This is a genomic window from Streptomyces cathayae, assembly GCF_029760955.1.
Lineage (GTDB): Bacteria > Actinomycetota > Actinomycetes > Streptomycetales > Streptomycetaceae > Streptomyces > Streptomyces cathayae.
The window spans coordinates 1,612,957-1,629,131 of record NZ_CP121682.1 but is presented as its reverse complement, the minus strand read 5'-3'; the positions used below and the strand labels follow the sequence as shown (position 1 = coordinate 1,629,131).

Genomic DNA, 16,175 nt, shown 5'->3' with positions numbered 1-16,175 from the left:
AGTCCCCACCGGCGCGCGAATCCGTCGCACGCCACCCCCGCCCCGCCCCGGCTCCCGTCGGCGGCCCGCCGTCAGCTCATGCGGAGGGCCAGGAAGAAGTCCAGTTTGTCCTCCAGGCGGGACAGGTCGCGGCCCGTCAGCTGCTCGATGCGGCCCACCCGGTACCGCAGGGTGTTGACGTGCAGATGCAGCCGGGAGGCGCAGCGGGTCCAGGAGCCGTCGCAGTCCAGGAAGGCTTCCAGGGTGGGGATCAACTCGGCGCGGTGGCGCCGGTCGTACTCCCGCAGCGGGTCCAGGAGACGGGCGGTGAAGGCCCGGCGTACGTCGTCGGGGACGAAGGGGAGCAGCAGGACGTGCGAGGCCAGCTCGTGGTGGCCGGCCGCGCAGACCCGGCCCGGACGGGCCGCGGCCACGCGCCGCGCGTGCCGCGCCTCCTCCAGGGCCCCGCGCAGCCCCTCCGCCGAGTGCACGGCCGCGCTGACCCCGAGCGTGAGCCGCCCGGCGCCGTCCAGTCCGGCCGTCAGCGGGTCCCGTACGGACTCCAGCAGAGTCTCCGCGAGGATCCCGCTCTGCGCGGAGCCCTCGTGCTCGCCCGCCACCGCCGGCAGCGGGACGAGCGCGATCGCCTCCTCCCCGGTGTGCGCCACCGCGAGCCGGTCGGACTGCTCGGGCCCCGTCGACGCCGGGTCGACCAGGATCTCCTCGAGCAGCGCCTGCGCGGCCGGACCGCTCTCGGCCCCGCCGCCGTCCCGGTCGATACGGGCCACGACCACCTGCCAGTGCGGCGCGGCCCCCAGTCCGGGCAGCAGCACCGGCGCCGCCACCCGCAGCCGGGCCGCGACCTCGGCCGGCGCGGCTCCCGCCTGCACCAGCTCCAGCACCTCGTGCGCGAGCCGGCGGCGCACCGTGCGCGCCGCGTCCCGGCGGTCCCGCTCGACCGCGATCAGCTGGGTGACACCGTGCAGCAGGTCCAGCCGTTCCCCGGCCCAGTCCCCGGCGTCCGCCTCGACCGCCAGCAGCCAGTCCGACAGCACCGTCCCCCGGTCGTCCGGGCCCTCCTGTCCCCCGGGGGCGTCCCGCCCGTCGCGCGGGGTCCGCGCGGTCTGTGGGGAGGGCCCGCCGCCGCGTACCGGGAAGAGGCTGTACGTGGTGCGGTCGTCCAGCGTCACCCGGTGCGGTCCGGGCCGGCCGGAACGCGCGGCCGCCAGCTGCTCCGCCACGAGCCGTGCGCCCACGTCCGCGGGCAGCCCCGGCCCCGCCGTCTTCGAACCGGCGATCAGCCGCCCGGTGGGCGAGAGCAGCCACGCCCGCAGGTCCAGGTCGGTGCCGAGCAGATCGAGCACCACGTCCGGGCCGCCGCCCGCCGGGCCCGACGTCATCATCCGCCGGTGCCGGTCCACCACGGCCGCGAGGTCCCCGGCCCGCTCGCCGGACACCTTCCGTACGACGTGCTCGGTGACGGTCGCGAAGGCCACCGACTCGTGCACCGCGAACAGCGGCAGCCGGTGCCGGGCGCAGGCCGTGATCAGGTCGTCAGGGATGTCGCCCAGCTCGGCCTCACCGGCCGCCAGGGCGGCGATCCCCGCCCGCACCATGCGCCGTACGAACGGTTCCGAGTCGGCGGGGTCCCGGCGCCAGGCCAGACCCGTGAGCACCAGTTCCCCGCCCGAGAGATAGCGGCTGGGGTCCTTGAGGTCGGTGGTCATCACCCCGTGCACGGTGCGGTCCAGCTCGTCCTCGCCGCCGAGCAGCCTGAGGCCCAGCGCGTCGGTCTCCAGCAGTGCGCGCAGCCGCATTCTCGTCGCCGCCGTTCCCTGTGTGTCGATGTGTGCGTGGATGTGTGCGTCATGTGCGCCATGTACGGCAATGCGCACGTTGAGGTGTGTGTCGGTGCCTACGATGGGCTGTGGAGAGGCTCCCGTGGTGTGGGTGCGGCGTCCGGCAGGCGGCTGACCGGTTGCGGTCGGCCGTCTATCAGAAGAGTGCTCTCCGTGTCCTCCGTATCCGCTGTTCCTGGAGGAAGGCATGGAGATCGGCGAGATCGCCGAAGTCACCGAGGCCGCCGAAGCCCTCCGTTCATATGAATCTACAAGATGACGGTGCTGGCCAGCCAACTCCTTCATGGCTTCCGTGACTGACCCGGGTGGAGCAACGGACGGTGTACTGAAGCGCACTCCGAGTGAATCCCCCATGAACGAGCCGGACCCGCCGGACACGGATCGGTTCGATCCCGTACGACTCACGGGAGGAACAACTCGACGCACCCGACACGAGACGAAGAAGAGAGTCGGTCATGGACTTCCTTCGCCCAGCCAGCTGGGAGGAGGCGCTCGCCGCGAAGGCCGAGCACCCCACCGCCGTACCGATCGCGGGCGGCACCGATGTGATGGTCGAGATCAACTTCGACCACCGCAGACCCGAGTACCTCATGGACCTCAACCGCATCGCCGACCTCGCCGAGTGGGAGGTCGGCGAGGACACCGTACGGCTCGGCGCCGCCGTCCCGTACTCGAGGATCATGGAGCACCTGCGGGCCGAGCTGCCGGGTCTCGCCCTCGCCTCCCACACGGTCGCCTCCCCGCAGATCCGCAACCGCGGCGGGGTCGGCGGCAACCTCGGCACCGCCTCCCCGGCGGGCGACGCCCACCCGGCGCTGCTCGCCGCCGGTGCCGAGGTCGAGGCCGAGTCGGTGCGCGGGTCCCGCCGCATCCCGATCGACGCCTTCTACACCGGAGTGAAGCGCAACGCGCTGGCGCCGGACGAGCTGATCCGCGCCGTGCACATCAGGAAGGCCGACGGCCCCCAGCAGTTCTCCAAGGTCGGCACCCGCAACGCGATGGTCATCGCCGTGTGCGCGTTCGGCCTGGCCCTGCACCCGGGGACCCGCACGGTCCGCACCGGCATCGGCTCCGCGGCACCCACGCCCGTACGCGCCACGGCCGCCGAGGAGTTCCTGAACGCGGCGCTCGACGAGGGCGGCTTCTGGGACAACGGGAAGATCGTCACCCCGTCCGTGGCCAAGCAGTTCGCGGACCTGTGCGCCGCCGCCTGCACCCCGATCGACGACGTCCGGGGCACCGCGGGGTACCGCCGGCACGCCGTCGGCGTCATGGCCCGCCGCACGCTGACCTGGACCTGGGAGTCGTACCGCGGCGCCCGCCGGAGCACCGAGGGAGCCGCGTGATGCGTATCGACTTCACCGTCAACGGACGGCGCCGGCAGGCCGACGACGTGTGGGAGGGCGAGTCCCTGCTGTACGTGCTGCGCGAGCGGCTCGGCCTGCCCGGCTCCAAGAACGCCTGCGAACAGGGCGAGTGCGGCTCCTGCACGGTGCGCCTGGACGGCGTCCCGGTGTGCTCCTGCCTCGTCGCGGCCGGCCAGGTGGAGGGCCGTGACGTCGTCACGGTCGAGGGGCTGGCGGACTTCTCCCGGCAGCGTTCCGGCAGTGCCGATGCCGGTACCGGTACCGGACACTGTGCCGGCACCGGACTCGCCCCGATCCAGCAGGCGTTCATCGACACCGGCGCCGTCCAGTGCGGCTTCTGCACCCCGGGCCTGCTGGTCGCCGCCGACGAGATGCTGGAGCGCAACCCCAGCCCGAGCGACGCGGACATCCGCGAGGCGTTGTCGGGCAACCTGTGCCGCTGCACGGGCTACGAGAAGATCATGGACGCGGTCCGCCTCGCGGCCGCCCGCCAGTCCGAGGGGACCCGCGCATGACCGTCCACGAGCCCTCCACGGCGCCCGGACCGGCCGCCGGCGCCCCCCTCGGCGCGCCCGCCACCCTCACCCAGGGCGCGCGGACCAGGGGCGGCATCGGGGAGTCCACCCTCCGCCCCGACGGCACCCTCAAGGTGACCGGCGAGTTCGCGTACTCCTCCGACATGTGGCACGAGGACATGCTCTGGGGCCAGATCCTGCGCTCCCCGGTCGCGCACGCCGAGATCGTGTCGATCGACACCTCCGAGGCCCTCGCGCTGCCGGGCGTGTACGCCGTCCTGACCCACGACGACCTGCCGACCGAGGTGAGGAACTACGGCCTGGAGATCCAGGACACCCCCGTCCTCGCCCACGGCAAGGTCCGCCACCACGGCGAACCCGTCGCCGTGGTGGCCGCCGACCACCCGGAGACCGCGCGCCGCGCCGCCGCCAGGATCAGGGTCGAGTACCGCGAACTCCCGGTCGTCACCGACGAGGCCTCCGCGCTCGCCCCCGACGCGCCCCTCGTCCACGAGAACCGGGAAGACCTCCCCCAAGGGCCTCCGACAGGCTCCGGTCCAGGGGGGACCCCCATCTTCGCCCACGTCCCCCACCCCAACATCGTCCACCGCCAGCCGATCGTGCGCGGCGACGTGGCACGGGCCCGCGAGCGGGCGGACGTCGTCGTCGAGGGCGAGTACACCTTCGGCATGCAGGACCAGGCCTTCCTCGGCCCCGAGTCGGGACTCGCCGTCCCCGAGGAGGACGGGGGCGTCCACCTCTACATCGCCACCCAGTGGCTCCACTCCGACCTGCGCCAGATCGCGCCCGTCCTCGGCCTGCCCGAGGACAAGGTGCGGATGACCCTGTCCGGCGTCGGCGGCGCGTTCGGCGGCCGCGAGGACCTGTCCATGCAGATCCACGCCTGCCTGCTCGCCCTGCGCACCGGCAAGCCCGTCAAGATCGTCTACAACCGCTTCGAGTCCTTCTTCGGCCACGTCCACCGCCACCCGGCCAAGCTCCACTACGAGCACGGCGCCACCCGCGACGGCAGACTGACCCATGTGAAGTGCCGCATCGTGCTCGACGGCGGCGCGTACGCCTCCGCCTCCCCGGCCGTGGTCGGCAACGCCACCTCCCTCGGCATCGGCCCCTACCGGGTCGACGACGTCGAGATCGAGGGCCTCGCCCTCTACACCAACAACCCGCCCTGCGGCGCCATGCGCGGCTTCGGCGCGGTCCAGGCGTGCTTCGCCTACGAGGCGCAGATGGACAAACTGGCGCGGGAACTGGGCCTGGACCCGGTGGAGTTCAGACAGCTCAACGCCATGGAGCAGGGCACGGTCATGCCCACCGGACAGCGGGTCGACTCCCCGGCACCGGTCGCCGAACTCCTGCGCCGCGTCAAGGCGATGCCGATGCCGCCCGAGCGGCAGTGGGAGAGCAGCGAGGGCGCCGACGTGCGCCGGCTGCCGGGCGGCCTGTCCAACACCACCCACGGAGAGGGAGTCGTCCGCGGTGTCGGCTACGCGGTCGGCATCAAGAACGTCGGCTTCTCCGAGGGCTTCGACGACTACTCCACCGCCCGCGTGCGGATGGAGGTGGTCGGCGGGCAGCCCGTGGCCACCGTGCACACCGCGATGGCGGAGGTCGGACAGGGCGGTGTCACCGTCCACGCCCAGATCGCCCGCACCGAACTCGGCGTCGCCCAGGTCACCATCCACCCGGCCGACACCCGGGTGGGCTCGGCCGGTTCGACCTCCGCCTCCCGGCAGACCTATGTCACCGGAGGCGCCGTGCGCCACGCCTGCGAACTCGTCCGCGAGCGGGTGCTCGAACTCGGCCGGCGCCGGCTCGGCCCGTACCACCCGGCGTGGGCGACGGCCGAACTCCTGTTGGAGGGCGGCAAGGTGGTCACCGACGGCGGCGAAGTCCTCGCCGACCTGGTGGACGTCCTCGGCGACGAGGCAGTCGAGGTGGAGGAGGAATGGCGGCACCGGCCGACCGAACCCTTCGACCTGCGCACCGGCCAGGGCGACGGGCACGTCCAGTACACGTTCGCCGCGCACCGCGCCGTCGTCGAGGTCGACACCGAACTCGGCCTGGTCAAGGTGATCGAACTGGCCTGCGCCCAGGACGTCGGCAAGGCGCTCAACCCGCTGTCCGTCATCGGCCAGATCCAGGGCGGCACCGTCCAGGGCCTGGGCGTGGCGGTCATGGAGGAGATCCTCGTCGACCCGAGGACCGCGAAGGTCCGCAACCCCTCCTTCACCGACTACCTCATCCCCACCATCCTCGACACGCCGACCATCCCCGTCGACATGCTCGAACTCGCCGACCACCACGCGCCGTACGGGCTGCGCGGCGTCGGCGAGGCCCCCACCCTGTCGTCCACCCCGGCGGTCCTCGCGGCCGTCCGGGACGCGACCGGGCTGGAGCTGAACCGCACGCCGGTACGACCGGAGCACCTGACCGGCACCGCATGACAGAGCCTCCGGGCGTCGCGCGAACGGCCATGGCGCGCGCCGCCCGGAGCACCCGGCTCAGGAGGCCGAGAGATGCTGGACATCGCCGAGGAACTGCACCGGTGGGCCGAGCAGGGCCGCGACTTCGCGGTCGCCACCGTGGTGGCGGTCGCCGGCAGCGGGCCCCGCGGGCCCGGCGCCGCGCTGGCGGTGGACACCGACGGCACGGCGATCGGCTCGGTCTCCGGCGGCTGCGTGGAGGGCACGGTGTACGCGCTGTGCGAGCAGGCGCTCCGGGACGGCGAAACCGTCCTGGAACGCTTCGGGTACAGCGACGAGGACGCCTTCGCCTCCGGTCTGACCTGCGGCGGCGTCATCGACGTCCTGATCGCACCGGTACGGGCGGCGGACCCGTCCCGTCCGGCGCTCACCGCCGCGCTCGCCGCCGCCGCGCGGGGCGAGGCGGCGGCCGTGGCACGGATCGTGAGCGGCCCCGCCGACCTGATGGGCCGTGCGCTCACGGTGCGTCCCGACGGCTCGTACGAGGGCGGCTTCGGCGACCGTCCGGGTCTCGACCGCACCGTGGCGGGGGAGGCGGGCGCCTTCCTGGACGCGGGCCGCACCGGCACCCTGGAGGTCGGCGCGGAGGGTTCACGCTGCGGCGCCCCGGTGACCCTGCTGGTCGAGTCGGCGGTCCCGCCGCCCCGGATGATCGTCTTCGGTGCGATCGACTTCGCCTCGGCGCTGGTCCGGGCCGGCACGTTCCTCGGCTACCGGGTCACGGTGTGCGACGCGCGCCCCGTCTTCGCCACCCGGGCACGCTTCCCGGACGCCGACGAGATCGTCGTCGACTGGCCGCACCGGTACCTCGAACGCGCCGACGTCGACGCCCGTACGGTCCTGTGCGTCCTCACCCACGACCTGAAGTTCGACGTCCCCCTGCTCCGGCTCGCCCTGCGCCTCCCGGTCGCCTACGTCGGCGCGATGGGCTCCCGCCGCACCCACCTGGACCGCACGGCCCGGCTGCGCGCGGCCGGCGTCACCGACCCGGAACTGGCCCGCCTGCGCTCCCCGATCGGCCTCGACCTTGGCGCCCGCACCCCGGAGGAGACGGCCCTGTCCATCGCCGCCGAGATCGTCGCCACCCGTCGGGGCGGCACCGGCGCCCCCCTCACCGGCGCCCACACCCCGATCCACCACGACATCGCACCCCCGCCGCCCGCCGGCGCACCCGCACCCGAGCCCGCGGGCAGGACCGGTTCGAGGGCATGACGGCGGTGCCGCCGACGCGGTGACCACCCGCCGCTTTGGCCGTCAGGGCTGCCGCAGCAGGGTGTTCACCGCTCGTCCGAACATCCGGCGGGAGACCGACCGCAGCGCGGGGTCGCAGAAGGAGGGGAGGAAGCGGACCCGCAGGTCCTCGCGCCACAGGACGCGGGTGCGGCCCCCCGGCCCCGGACGGACCTCGATCTCCGCCCAGCCCCGGACCACCCGGCCCCGTTTCTCCAGGCGGCACAGGCCCGGGGAACCGGGGCCCGGGGGCCGCCACACCGTCACCTCCATCGGGTCGTCGAAGGAGAGCGGACCGAGACCCGAGCGGGCGACGACGACCGTGCCCTCGCCGGTGGGCGGGGGCGGGGACACGGTGATCCGGGTGAAGGGGACCGCCGAGCCGTGGCGGTGCCACTCCGTGAGCCGACGCCAGGCCTCGTCGATCGGGAGGGGCGCCGTGCGCTGGAGCTGGAAGGTGGCCACGGAGGAATCCTAGGGAATTCCGCCCGCCCGGTGGCCCGGGCGGGGAGGGCTCACCCGCCCGGCTCAACCGGTGCGCACCTCACCGGCCGGCCGGGGCCGGGGCCGGCCGGGACCCGGGACGGAAGGGCAGCACCTGACGCATCTCGAACTCCGTGCGCTCGGCCACCTCGCGGGCCTCCGCCACGACGTCACCCCGTTCGCGCACCAGGCCCTCGTAGACCGGGAGACCTTCGGTTCCCCCGAGGCCGCTGGCATCGATCCGAGGGGCCGCGGGGCTCTGGGCGGTCCGGTGGTCCTGAGGAGACTGCGCGGGCTGTGAGGTCTGTGCGGTTCCACCGTTCTCGGCGGGGTGGGGATTCACTGGGGACGGCCCTTCGTCGTGGGGTTGTTCCGGGGTGGTGCCCGACTGCATGAAAAAGGGCCGCCTCTCGCGTCCCGTAGGGATCAGCGCCCGATGCCCGCCGCGGTGTTACACGTCTCGAGGAAATGTCCTGAATGAGCGCCGATGGGAGGGGTTCTTCCCGGGCGTGGAAAGGGGGCGTTGCGGGCTGCTCGTGGAAGCTCGCAACGCCCCCTGGCAATCACCTGAGGGGTACTCAGGAACTCTGGTGCCGCACATCGGCCCGTGGCACTGCTACGGGCCGATCCGGGCCGTGACCTTCCCGGAGAAGGGGGTCGACAGGGTGTACGCGCCCGGGGATCCGCCCGCGTTCGTCGCGGCGGCGGCAGTGCTCGCCGCGACGAACGCGGCGGCCTTCTCGGCGCGGGTGAGTCCGGACATCGGTCTCCTCGTCGTTGCCGGTGGGGGGTCGCACGGGGTGGGGGTTCAGCACGGGGACCGGGCCACCGGTCTCCATGTGCCCGGCGAGCGGCACGGATTACGCTACGAGCCGGAGCGCGCGCGCCCAATGAGGGAAGCCCCTACGGGAGCCGGACAGGGAAAACCCTCGGTCGCCGACACCCGAACTCCCCATCCCCCCAAGCCGGTTACCTCGTACGGCGGCCCGCCGCCAGCCGGACGATGTCCACCCGCGACCGGATGCCCAGTTTCCGGTACACCCGGGTGAGGGTCGCCTCGACGGTCTTCACGCTGATGAACAGCCGGCCGGCGATCTCCCGGTTGGTGGCCCCCTCCATCACCAGGGAGGCGACCTGCCGTTCCATCGAGGCGAGACCGTCCAGCGCGGCCGGGGTCGCCGGGGCGGCGGGCGCGCTCTCCGGTGCCGCCGGACCGGCGGCCACGGCCGCGTCCACCTGACGCAGCCAGGGCAGCGCACGGCAGCGCCGGAACAGCCGGGCGGCCTCGTCGTACGGGGCCGGATCCGGGCCCCGGGCCCGCAGCCGGGCCAGCGCGAACGCGGCCCGCGCCTCCTCCAGGCCGAGGCCCAGCGCGGCGAGCCGGCCCTGCGCCGACGTCAACTGGACCCGGGCGGCCTCGTGTTCGCCACGCGCCGCGCGTACCAGCGCCTCGGCGCGGTCGAGTACGGCCAGCACGCTCAGGCGGTTCAGACGCCGCGCGTGCACCCGGGTGACGTTGATGAGTTCCTGCGCCTCGCCGGGTTCCCCGATCCGCACCAGCGCCTCGGCGAGATCGCCGTGCCAGCGGCCCCGCGCCGGGTCGTTGATGCCCATGCCGTGCTCCAACTCCCGCACCCGGCGCAGCGCACGGACCGCGGCCGCGGCGTCCCCGGCGACCAGCCGGGCGTAGCCCAGGGCGGCCAGGGCGAGGGAGAGGTACATCTGGTCGCCGTCCACCTCGGCGTGGTCCGCGGCCTCCCGGGCCAGTGCGAGCGCCCGGTCCACGTCCCCGCCGGAGGCCTCCGCGAGGGAGGCGAGCATGGCCGAGGCACTCTCGCCGATCCCGGAGTCCCGGGCCAGCCGCAGGCTCTCGCGGGTCAGGTCCAGGGCCCGGCCGCAGTGCCCGGAACGCAGTTCGGTGTCGGCGAGCAGCCGCAGGAAGTGCACCTCGCTCTCGACCATGCCGCGCCGCCGGGCCTCCCGCAGCAGCCCGGTGATGCTCCTGCGGGCCTCGGGCAGCCGGTCGCTCATCAGCAGCCAGCGGAACCTGGCCGACGCGGCGCCGTTGTGGTGGCAGGCCACATCGGGGTCCTGGGGTTCCTGCAGGGCCCGCTCGATGGTGGCGGGCGCGTCCGGGTGGCCCATCAGGGTCTCGGTGGAGGACTGGAAGGCGAGCGCCATCAGCTCCGTACGCCGGTCCCCGCCGCGTGCGGCCAGCTCCGCGGCGTGCGCGGTCTCCAGCCGGGCCTTGGCGAAGTCGCCGTCCACCACCACCTCCCGCCAGGCCAGCTGGTAGTGGACCAGGGCGAGCAGCCGCGGGTCGTCGCCGGCGTCCGCCAGCACCTGCGGGTAGACCGCGTCGACCTCACCGAGCGCCTGCCCGGCCGCCTCGATGACCACCATCCACGCCCGCACCCGCTCCGCGGGCACCGTGGCCCGGGTCAGCACCTCGCGCGCGATGTCCCGGGCGAGATCCACCTCACCGGCGGTGATGGCGTCCTCGGCGGCCTGCAGCCGCCGCTCGTCCGGACTCGGCACGCCGCGACCCGGCACGCCGCCGCCCGACGCCGGGTCCGCCCGCGGGCCGTCGGCCGACGGGTCCACCGGGGTGTGGCGGGCGGCCAGCAGCCCCAGCGAGGCCGCGACCGAGGGCGCCCCCCGGTCCCGGGCCAGCGCGGCGGCCTCGGCGAGCCGGGCCGCCACCTCCGGATCGGTGCCGGTGGTGGCCAGGGCCAGATGCCGGGCCCGCTCGATGGGGTCTGAGGCCGCCGTGGACAGCGCGGCGTGCGCGGCCCGCCGCTCGTGCGCCGGGGCCTCCGCGTACAGCGCGGCCGAGATCAGCGGATGCGCGAAACGCAGAGTCGGCTCCTCCGGGTCCGTCGCCAGCAGCCCCAGCGCGGCGGCCTGGGCCGTCTCCTCCTCGGCGTGCTCCCGGCCGGCCGCGCGCAGCAGCACCGGGGTGGGGCGGGCGCCGACGCTGGCCACCAGCAGGGTGCGGCGCGCCTCGTCCGACAGCATCTCCAGCCGGCTGAGCACCAGGGCCCGCAGCGAGGTCGGCACCGGCAGCGGCTCACCGGGGCGGGGACGGGTCGGGCTCTCGGCCAGGGCGCGGCCCAGTTCGAGGGCGAAGAGCGGGTTGCCGCCGCTGGTGCGGTGGATGTCACGGACGGTGGTGCGGGACAGGCCCGTGTAACCGCGGTGGTCGAGCAGTGTGGACACCTGGGCACGGGAGAACGGGCCCAGCCGCACCACGCGCGTGTCCGGCGGGCAGGCCCGCAGATGGCGGTCGTACTCCTCCAGGCCCTCCGTACGCACCGCGCACAGCATCTGCACGGGGGTGTCGCCGAGGCGCCGCGCGGCGAACCCGAGAAGCTCCGCGCTGGCCGGATCCAGCCACTGCAGGTCGTCGGCCACGACCAGGACGGGCCCCTCGGCGGCGAGCGCCCGCAGGGTGGACAGCACCGCCAGGCGCAGCGCCAGACCGTCCCGCTGGAGGGTCGACTCGCCGCGGCCGGTGAGCGCCGACTCCAGGGCGGTGCGCTGCGCGGCGGGCAGCGCACCGGAGACCCGGTCCAGGACCAGACCGAACAGATCGGCCAGCGCCAGGAACGGGAGATGGGATTCGGACTCGGTGGCCGAGCAGCGCAACACCGTGGGCGCCGCGCCGGCGTTTTCCGCCGCAAGTGCCCGCAGCACGGTCGACTTTCCTATTCCGGCGGGCCCGTGGAGCAGCACACTGCCCCCTCGGGCGAGCTGTCCGCGCGCCTCGGCGAACGGTTCCTCCCGGCCGATGACCAGGTCGGGGCGGCACCTGGCAGGCTCCTTGAAGTCCCCTCGCACAGTCACCGCTCCCCTCCTGTGTCGTGTCCTGGCCAATATTAGGCAACAGGCCCTTTCATTTCGGAGAGACGGTGTGGTGAGGGAAATAACAGCGCTCCGCGCGGATGAAATCCAAAGCCCCGGGACACCGGTAATGGCGGCCGTACGGGACCGCGGCACACCTGCGGCGACCACCCGCCCGGCGGGCCGCCGCGCCACCGGGCCCGACCGCGCCGGGCGCTCCCCCCGGATCAGCCGTCACCTGTTCGCTCGCTCCTTCGCCTCGTCGCTCCTTCGTCCCTTCGGTGCGGTTCCCGCGTACCCACCCCCTGTTCGGGGGTAGTGGAGTGGGACCCGCATCACGGATTACACGATGGGGGAGAGCCGCCCGGCAAGGTCCGGCACCGAGGAGGACAGATGACGACGGCGACCGAGGAGTTCCGCAGGGCCCGGGACTTCCTGCTGGAACACCGCGACGACTACGCCACCGCCTACGAGGGGTTCCGCTGGCCGCGCCCCGAGCGGTTCAACTGGGCGCTCGACTGGTTCGACGTGATCGCGGACGGCAACGACCGCACCGCGCTGCACCTCGTCGAGGAGGACGGCGAGCGGACCGCACTGTCCTTCGCCGAACTGGCCCGCCGCTCCGACCAGGCCGCGAACTGGCTGCGCCGGCAGGGCGTACGCGCCGAGGACCGGGTGCTGGTCATGCTCGGCAACCAGGCCGAACTCTGGGAGACCGCGCTCGCCGCGATGAAACTGCGCGCCGTGGTCATCCCCGCCACCCCGCTGCTCGGCCCCGCCGACCTGCGCGACCGCGTCGACCGGGGCCGCGTCCGGCACGTGATCGCCCGCGCCGCCGACACGGCGAAGTTCGACGAGGTGCCCGGCGACTACACCCGGGTCGCGGTCGGCGCGGGAGCGGGGGACGCCTGGCTGCCGTACGAGGACGTCCACGGCGCCGCCGAGCACTTCGCACCCGACGGTCCCACCCTCGCCGACGACCCGCTGATGCTGTACTTCACCTCGGGCACCACCGCCCGGCCCAAACTCGTCGAGCACACCCACACCACGTACCCCGTCGGGCATCTGGCCACCATGTACTGGATCGGGCTGAAACCCGGCGACGTGCACCTGAACATCTCCTCACCCGGCTGGGCCAAGCACGCCTGGTCCAACCTCTTCGCCCCGTGGAACGCCGAGGCGACCGTCTTCCTGTACAACTACGCACGCTTCGACGCCGTGCGGCTGATGGCCGAGATGGACAGGGCCGGCGTCACCACCTTCTGCGCGCCGCCGACCGTGTGGCGCATGCTCATCCAGGCCGACCTCACCCGGCTGCACACCCCGCCGCGCGAGCTCGTCGCCGCCGGTGAGCCGCTCAACCCCGAGATCATCGAGCAGATCCGGCGCGCCTGGCACGTGACGATCCGTGACGGCTTCGGCCAGACCGAGACCGCCGTCCAGATCTCCAACAGCCCGGGCCAGCCCCTCAAGACGGGCTCCATGGGCCGCCCCAGCCCCGGCTACCGCGTCGCCCTCCTCGACCCGGTCTCCGGCGCGCCCGCCGCCGAGGGCGAGATCGCGCTCGACCTGTCCGACCGTCCGGTGGGCCTGATGACCGGCTACCACGGCGACCCCGACCGCACCGCGGAGGCCATGGCCGGCGGCTACTACCGGACGGGCGACATCGGCGCGCGGGACGAAGACGGATACATCACGTACATCGGGCGCGCGGACGACGTCTTCAAGGCGAGCGACTACAAGATCAGTCCGTTCGAGCTGGAGAGCGCCCTGCTGGAGCACGAGGCGGTCGCCGAGGCGGCCGTGGTGCCCGCTCCGGACGCGCTGCGCCTGGCCGTGCCCAAGGCGTACATCGTGCTCGCGGAGGGCAGGCGGCCCGGCCCGGACACCGCGAAGGAACTCTTCGAGCACTCCCGCAAGGTGCTCGTCCCCTACCAGCGGATCCGCAGGCTGGAGTTCGGCGAACTGCCCAAGACCGTCTCCGGCAAGATCCGCCGCATCGAGCTGCGCGAGGCCACGGCGGCGGGCTCCGATGCCGAGTACCGCGAGGAGGACTTCCGGTGACCTCTTCCCCGGTACCCCCGGGCCGGCGTTGACCGGAAACGAGAAGGCCTCCCGCCCTGGACAACAGGGGGGGAGGCCTTCTTCGTCGAGCGCCGGGCAGGCCTTGCACCTGCATTTTCCCGCAGGAAGCGGGACGTCTTTCCTTGGACCACCGACGCATTGCTCTCCACCGGTGAATCCGGCGGCGTGAACAAGATCCACTGTACCCCAGTCGGAGCGGGCGGCGCACCACGCGCAGGGCTCCCGTGTGACGCGGAAGACGAGCCGGGGCCGCGACTCGCGTGCGCAATCCTGGGCGGATCGCCATGACTCGTGGCATATTGCCATGCCCGTACCGTCCCAGCGGAGAGTGCAGCGATGTACCACGGTGCCCACCGCTTCCCCCCGTCGGCCGCCCCGCAGCGGACACCGGACCGGCAGCCGTCGGAGACGAGGCTGTTCAGCGGCGTCTACGGGCTCGTTCTGGCCAGTGCGCTGGCGGCCGCGCTCGACTCTCCCGGTGAGGTGTCCGACCCCGGGTCGGACGCGCTGTGGGTCCTGCTCACCGCCCTGGCCTCCGCGGCCGCCCACGGCTACGCCCACGTCATCGCGCACCGGATGTCGGCGGACCGCGGCGGTGTCAGGATCGGGCTGCGCGCGATGCTCGCCGAGTGGCCGGTGGTCGCGGCGGCCGCCCCCACCGTCGTGCTGCTGCTGACCGCGGTGCCCTCCTGGTGGACGGAGGCCGCGGCGGTGAACACCGCACTGGTGCTCAACACCTTGCTGCTCGCCGGGTGGGGGGTGTGGACCGCGCGCAGCGTGGGCCGTGGCCGGGCGGCCTCGTTCCGGGCCGGAACCGCCGACATGCTGATCGGCCTGGTGATCATCGTGGCCAACGCCCTGATCAAGTAGCGGCTGCGGCCGCCGGCGTCCAGGCCGCGCCGCACGCGACCCACCCGCGCGGGCCGTCACCGGCTGCCCCGCCGAACAGTGGGCGCCGCTTCTCCGGGACCTTGCCGCCCGGCTCTGTTCAGGAGGGCGGGAGGCCCTTGTCCCCGGAGGCGGTCGGCAACGCGTCACGCTCCGGGCCTCGGGCGGGAACCGCTGTCCACAGGTGCCTGAGGGGTCCTGTACCTAGACTGGCCTTCAGTGTGAATCCACTCAATTCGGCCAAATGGGGCTGAGGGGGTGATGAGCGATGGCGAAGGTGCTTTTCGTGGTCACCGGAGCCACGTACCTGGTCCTGAAGGACGGCACGAGGTACGCCACCGGCTACTGGGCGGAGGAGTTCGCGCAGCCGTACAAGGCGATCACGGAGGCGGGCCACGAGGTCGTCGTCGCGACGCCCGACGGCGTGACGCCGACCGTCGACATGATGAGCCTGCGCCCCGCCATGGCCGGCGGTGAGGAGGGAGCGCTCGAACTGGAAGCCGTCATCCGGTCCGCGGAGGTCATGCGTCGGCCGATCAAACTCTCGGACGTGCGGCTGCAGGACTACGACGCGGTGTACCTGCCCGGAGGCCACGGCCCGATGCAGGACCTGTCGGTGGACGCCGACGCGGGACGGATACTGACCGAGCAACTCGCCTCGGGCAAACCACTCGCCATCGTGTGCCACGCCCCTGCCGCGATGCTGGCCACCAGGATCCACGGCGAGTCGCCCTTCAAGGGCTACCGGGTCACGGGCTTCACCAATGAGGAGGAGGAGGCTGTCGGGCTGGCCGACAGGACACAGTGGCTGCTCGAGGACGAGCTCAAGGAGAAAGTCGGCGTCGAGTACAGCCGGGGCGAGGTGTGGAAGCCGTACGTGGTCGAGGACCGCAACCTGATCACCGGGCAGAATCCCCACTCCGCCGAAGTGCTCGCAGAACGGCTGCTGAAAACCCTCGTGTGAGAGCTCTCATGAGGTGAGGCGGCGTCCGACCTGATCGCGGCTCCGCTCGGGGGAGGCAGATGGCCACCGGCGAACCCGCCCTTCCCGGCGCCCCCGGGACCTTCACCGAACGGAGCGGAACCGATGCAGGAGTTCCTCGTCGAAATCACCACGACGATCCCTGAGGGGACCAGCCAGGACGAGGTCGACCGGCGGAGGGCGGCCGAGGCGGTCCGCGCGGGGGAGCTCTCGACGACCGGCAACCTGGCCCGATTGTGGCGCCCCGTCGGCGAGTCGCGCAGCATCGGGGTCTGGCGGGCCGCGGACGAGAAGGAACTCCGGGAGAAGGTGCTCGGCACACTTCCGCTGCGTCCCTGGATGACTCTCACCGTCACCCCGCTCGAACCCCACCCCAACGACCCCGGGCGGGCCACCGACGGAACGGAGTGAGGGCGGAACCCCCACCGCCACGGACCGCT

The 16,175-nt window shown here is 73.3% G+C and carries 13 protein-coding genes; 8 read left to right on the top strand and 5 right to left on the bottom strand.

The window, feature by feature from the left end:
* Window positions 1-71 precede the first annotated feature (71 nt).
* Window positions 72-1,796: a PucR family transcriptional regulator gene (locus PYS65_RS07280; RefSeq protein ID WP_279332974.1), complete on the bottom strand. Its 1,725-nt coding sequence runs from the start codon at window positions 1,794-1,796 to the stop codon at window positions 72-74.
* A 497-nt stretch (window positions 1,797-2,293) separates the two neighbouring features.
* Here PYS65_RS07280 and PYS65_RS07275 point away from each other — a divergent pair, with 497 nt between their 5' ends.
* The 4 genes from PYS65_RS07275 (at window position 2,294) to PYS65_RS07260 (ending at window position 7,436) form a co-directional block, all read left to right on the top strand.
* A complete protein-coding gene (locus tag PYS65_RS07275; protein WP_279332973.1) occupies window positions 2,294-3,184 on the top strand; it encodes an FAD binding domain-containing protein in 891 nt (296 codons plus the stop codon).
* Window positions 3,184-3,720 carry a (2Fe-2S)-binding protein gene (locus PYS65_RS07270; RefSeq protein ID WP_279332972.1) on the top strand — a complete coding sequence of 179 codons (537 nt, stop codon included), beginning with the start codon at window positions 3,184-3,186 and terminating at the stop codon, window positions 3,718-3,720. The genes PYS65_RS07275 and PYS65_RS07270 overlap by 1 nt, the downstream gene beginning before the upstream one ends.
* Window positions 3,717-6,185: a xanthine dehydrogenase family protein molybdopterin-binding subunit gene (locus tag PYS65_RS07265; RefSeq protein ID WP_279332971.1), complete on the top strand. Its 2,469-nt coding sequence runs from the start codon at window positions 3,717-3,719 to the stop codon at window positions 6,183-6,185. Before PYS65_RS07270 ends, PYS65_RS07265 begins: the two co-directional genes overlap by 4 nt.
* A 72-nt stretch (window positions 6,186-6,257) precedes the next feature.
* Window positions 6,258-7,436, top strand: a complete 1,179-nt coding sequence (locus tag PYS65_RS07260) for an XdhC family protein (RefSeq protein WP_279332970.1) — start codon at window positions 6,258-6,260, stop codon at window positions 7,434-7,436.
* 42 nt (window positions 7,437-7,478) lie between these two features.
* On the opposite strand, the gene PYS65_RS07255 is transcribed toward PYS65_RS07260, so the two are convergent.
* The 4 genes from PYS65_RS07255 to PYS65_RS07240 form a co-directional block, all read right to left on the bottom strand.
* Window positions 7,479-7,919 carry an SRPBCC family protein gene (locus tag PYS65_RS07255; protein ID WP_279332969.1) on the bottom strand — a complete coding sequence of 147 codons (441 nt, stop codon included), beginning with the start codon at window positions 7,917-7,919 and terminating at the stop codon, window positions 7,479-7,481.
* Between the two features lie 79 nt (window positions 7,920-7,998).
* The gene (locus PYS65_RS07250; protein ID WP_341483673.1) at window positions 7,999-8,124 is read right to left on the bottom strand and encodes a hypothetical protein; all 126 of its coding nucleotides are present in this window, start codon (window positions 8,122-8,124) and stop codon (window positions 7,999-8,001) included.
* 429 nt (window positions 8,125-8,553) lie between these two features.
* The gene (locus PYS65_RS07245) at window positions 8,554-8,700 is read right to left on the bottom strand and encodes a hypothetical protein (RefSeq protein ID WP_279332968.1); all 147 of its coding nucleotides are present in this window, start codon (window positions 8,698-8,700) and stop codon (window positions 8,554-8,556) included.
* A gap of 206 nt (window positions 8,701-8,906) precedes the next feature.
* Window positions 8,907-11,783 carry a helix-turn-helix transcriptional regulator gene (locus PYS65_RS07240; protein ID WP_279332967.1) on the bottom strand — a complete coding sequence of 959 codons (2,877 nt, stop codon included), beginning with the start codon at window positions 11,781-11,783 and terminating at the stop codon, window positions 8,907-8,909.
* Window positions 11,784-12,173: 390 nt separating this feature from the next.
* Here PYS65_RS07240 and PYS65_RS07235 point away from each other — a divergent pair, with 390 nt between their 5' ends.
* The 4 genes from PYS65_RS07235 (at window position 12,174) to PYS65_RS07220 (ending at window position 16,146) form a co-directional block, all read left to right on the top strand.
* Window positions 12,174-13,844 (top strand): AMP-binding protein, encoded by a 1,671-nt coding sequence (locus tag PYS65_RS07235; protein ID WP_279332966.1) that lies wholly within the window; start codon window positions 12,174-12,176, stop codon window positions 13,842-13,844.
* 357 nt (window positions 13,845-14,201) lie between these two features.
* Window positions 14,202-14,735, top strand: a complete 534-nt coding sequence (locus PYS65_RS07230; RefSeq protein WP_279332965.1) for a hypothetical protein — start codon at window positions 14,202-14,204, stop codon at window positions 14,733-14,735.
* A 286-nt stretch (window positions 14,736-15,021) separates the two neighbouring features.
* Window positions 15,022-15,717, top strand: coding sequence for a type 1 glutamine amidotransferase domain-containing protein (locus PYS65_RS07225; RefSeq protein ID WP_279332964.1), 696 nt, complete (start codon window positions 15,022-15,024; stop codon window positions 15,715-15,717).
* A 123-nt stretch (window positions 15,718-15,840) separates the two neighbouring features.
* Window positions 15,841-16,146 carry a muconolactone Delta-isomerase family protein gene (locus tag PYS65_RS07220; protein ID WP_279332963.1) on the top strand — a complete coding sequence of 102 codons (306 nt, stop codon included), beginning with the start codon at window positions 15,841-15,843 and terminating at the stop codon, window positions 16,144-16,146.
* The last annotated feature ends 29 nt before the right edge of the window (window positions 16,147-16,175 follow it).

Coding starts and splice junctions, on each gene's coding strand:
- PYS65_RS07245 (WP_279332968.1), bottom strand. CDS start 8,700: ATGTCCGGACTCACCCGCGCCGAGAAGGCCGCCGCGTTCGTCGCGGCG.
- PYS65_RS07270 (WP_279332972.1), top strand. CDS start 3,184: ATGCGTATCGACTTCACCGTCAACGGACGGCGCCGGCAGGCCGACGAC.
- PYS65_RS07220 (WP_279332963.1), top strand. CDS start 15,841: ATGCAGGAGTTCCTCGTCGAAATCACCACGACGATCCCTGAGGGGACC.
- PYS65_RS07235 (WP_279332966.1), top strand. CDS start 12,174: ATGACGACGGCGACCGAGGAGTTCCGCAGGGCCCGGGACTTCCTGCTG.
- PYS65_RS07260 (WP_279332970.1), top strand. CDS start 6,258: ATGCTGGACATCGCCGAGGAACTGCACCGGTGGGCCGAGCAGGGCCGC.
- PYS65_RS07265 (WP_279332971.1), top strand. CDS start 3,717: ATGACCGTCCACGAGCCCTCCACGGCGCCCGGACCGGCCGCCGGCGCC.
- PYS65_RS07275 (WP_279332973.1), top strand. CDS start 2,294: ATGGACTTCCTTCGCCCAGCCAGCTGGGAGGAGGCGCTCGCCGCGAAG.
- PYS65_RS07230 (WP_279332965.1), top strand. CDS start 14,202: ATGTACCACGGTGCCCACCGCTTCCCCCCGTCGGCCGCCCCGCAGCGG.
- PYS65_RS07280 (WP_279332974.1), bottom strand. CDS start 1,796: ATGCGGCTGCGCGCACTGCTGGAGACCGACGCGCTGGGCCTCAGGCTG.
- PYS65_RS07225 (WP_279332964.1), top strand. CDS start 15,022: ATGGCGAAGGTGCTTTTCGTGGTCACCGGAGCCACGTACCTGGTCCTG.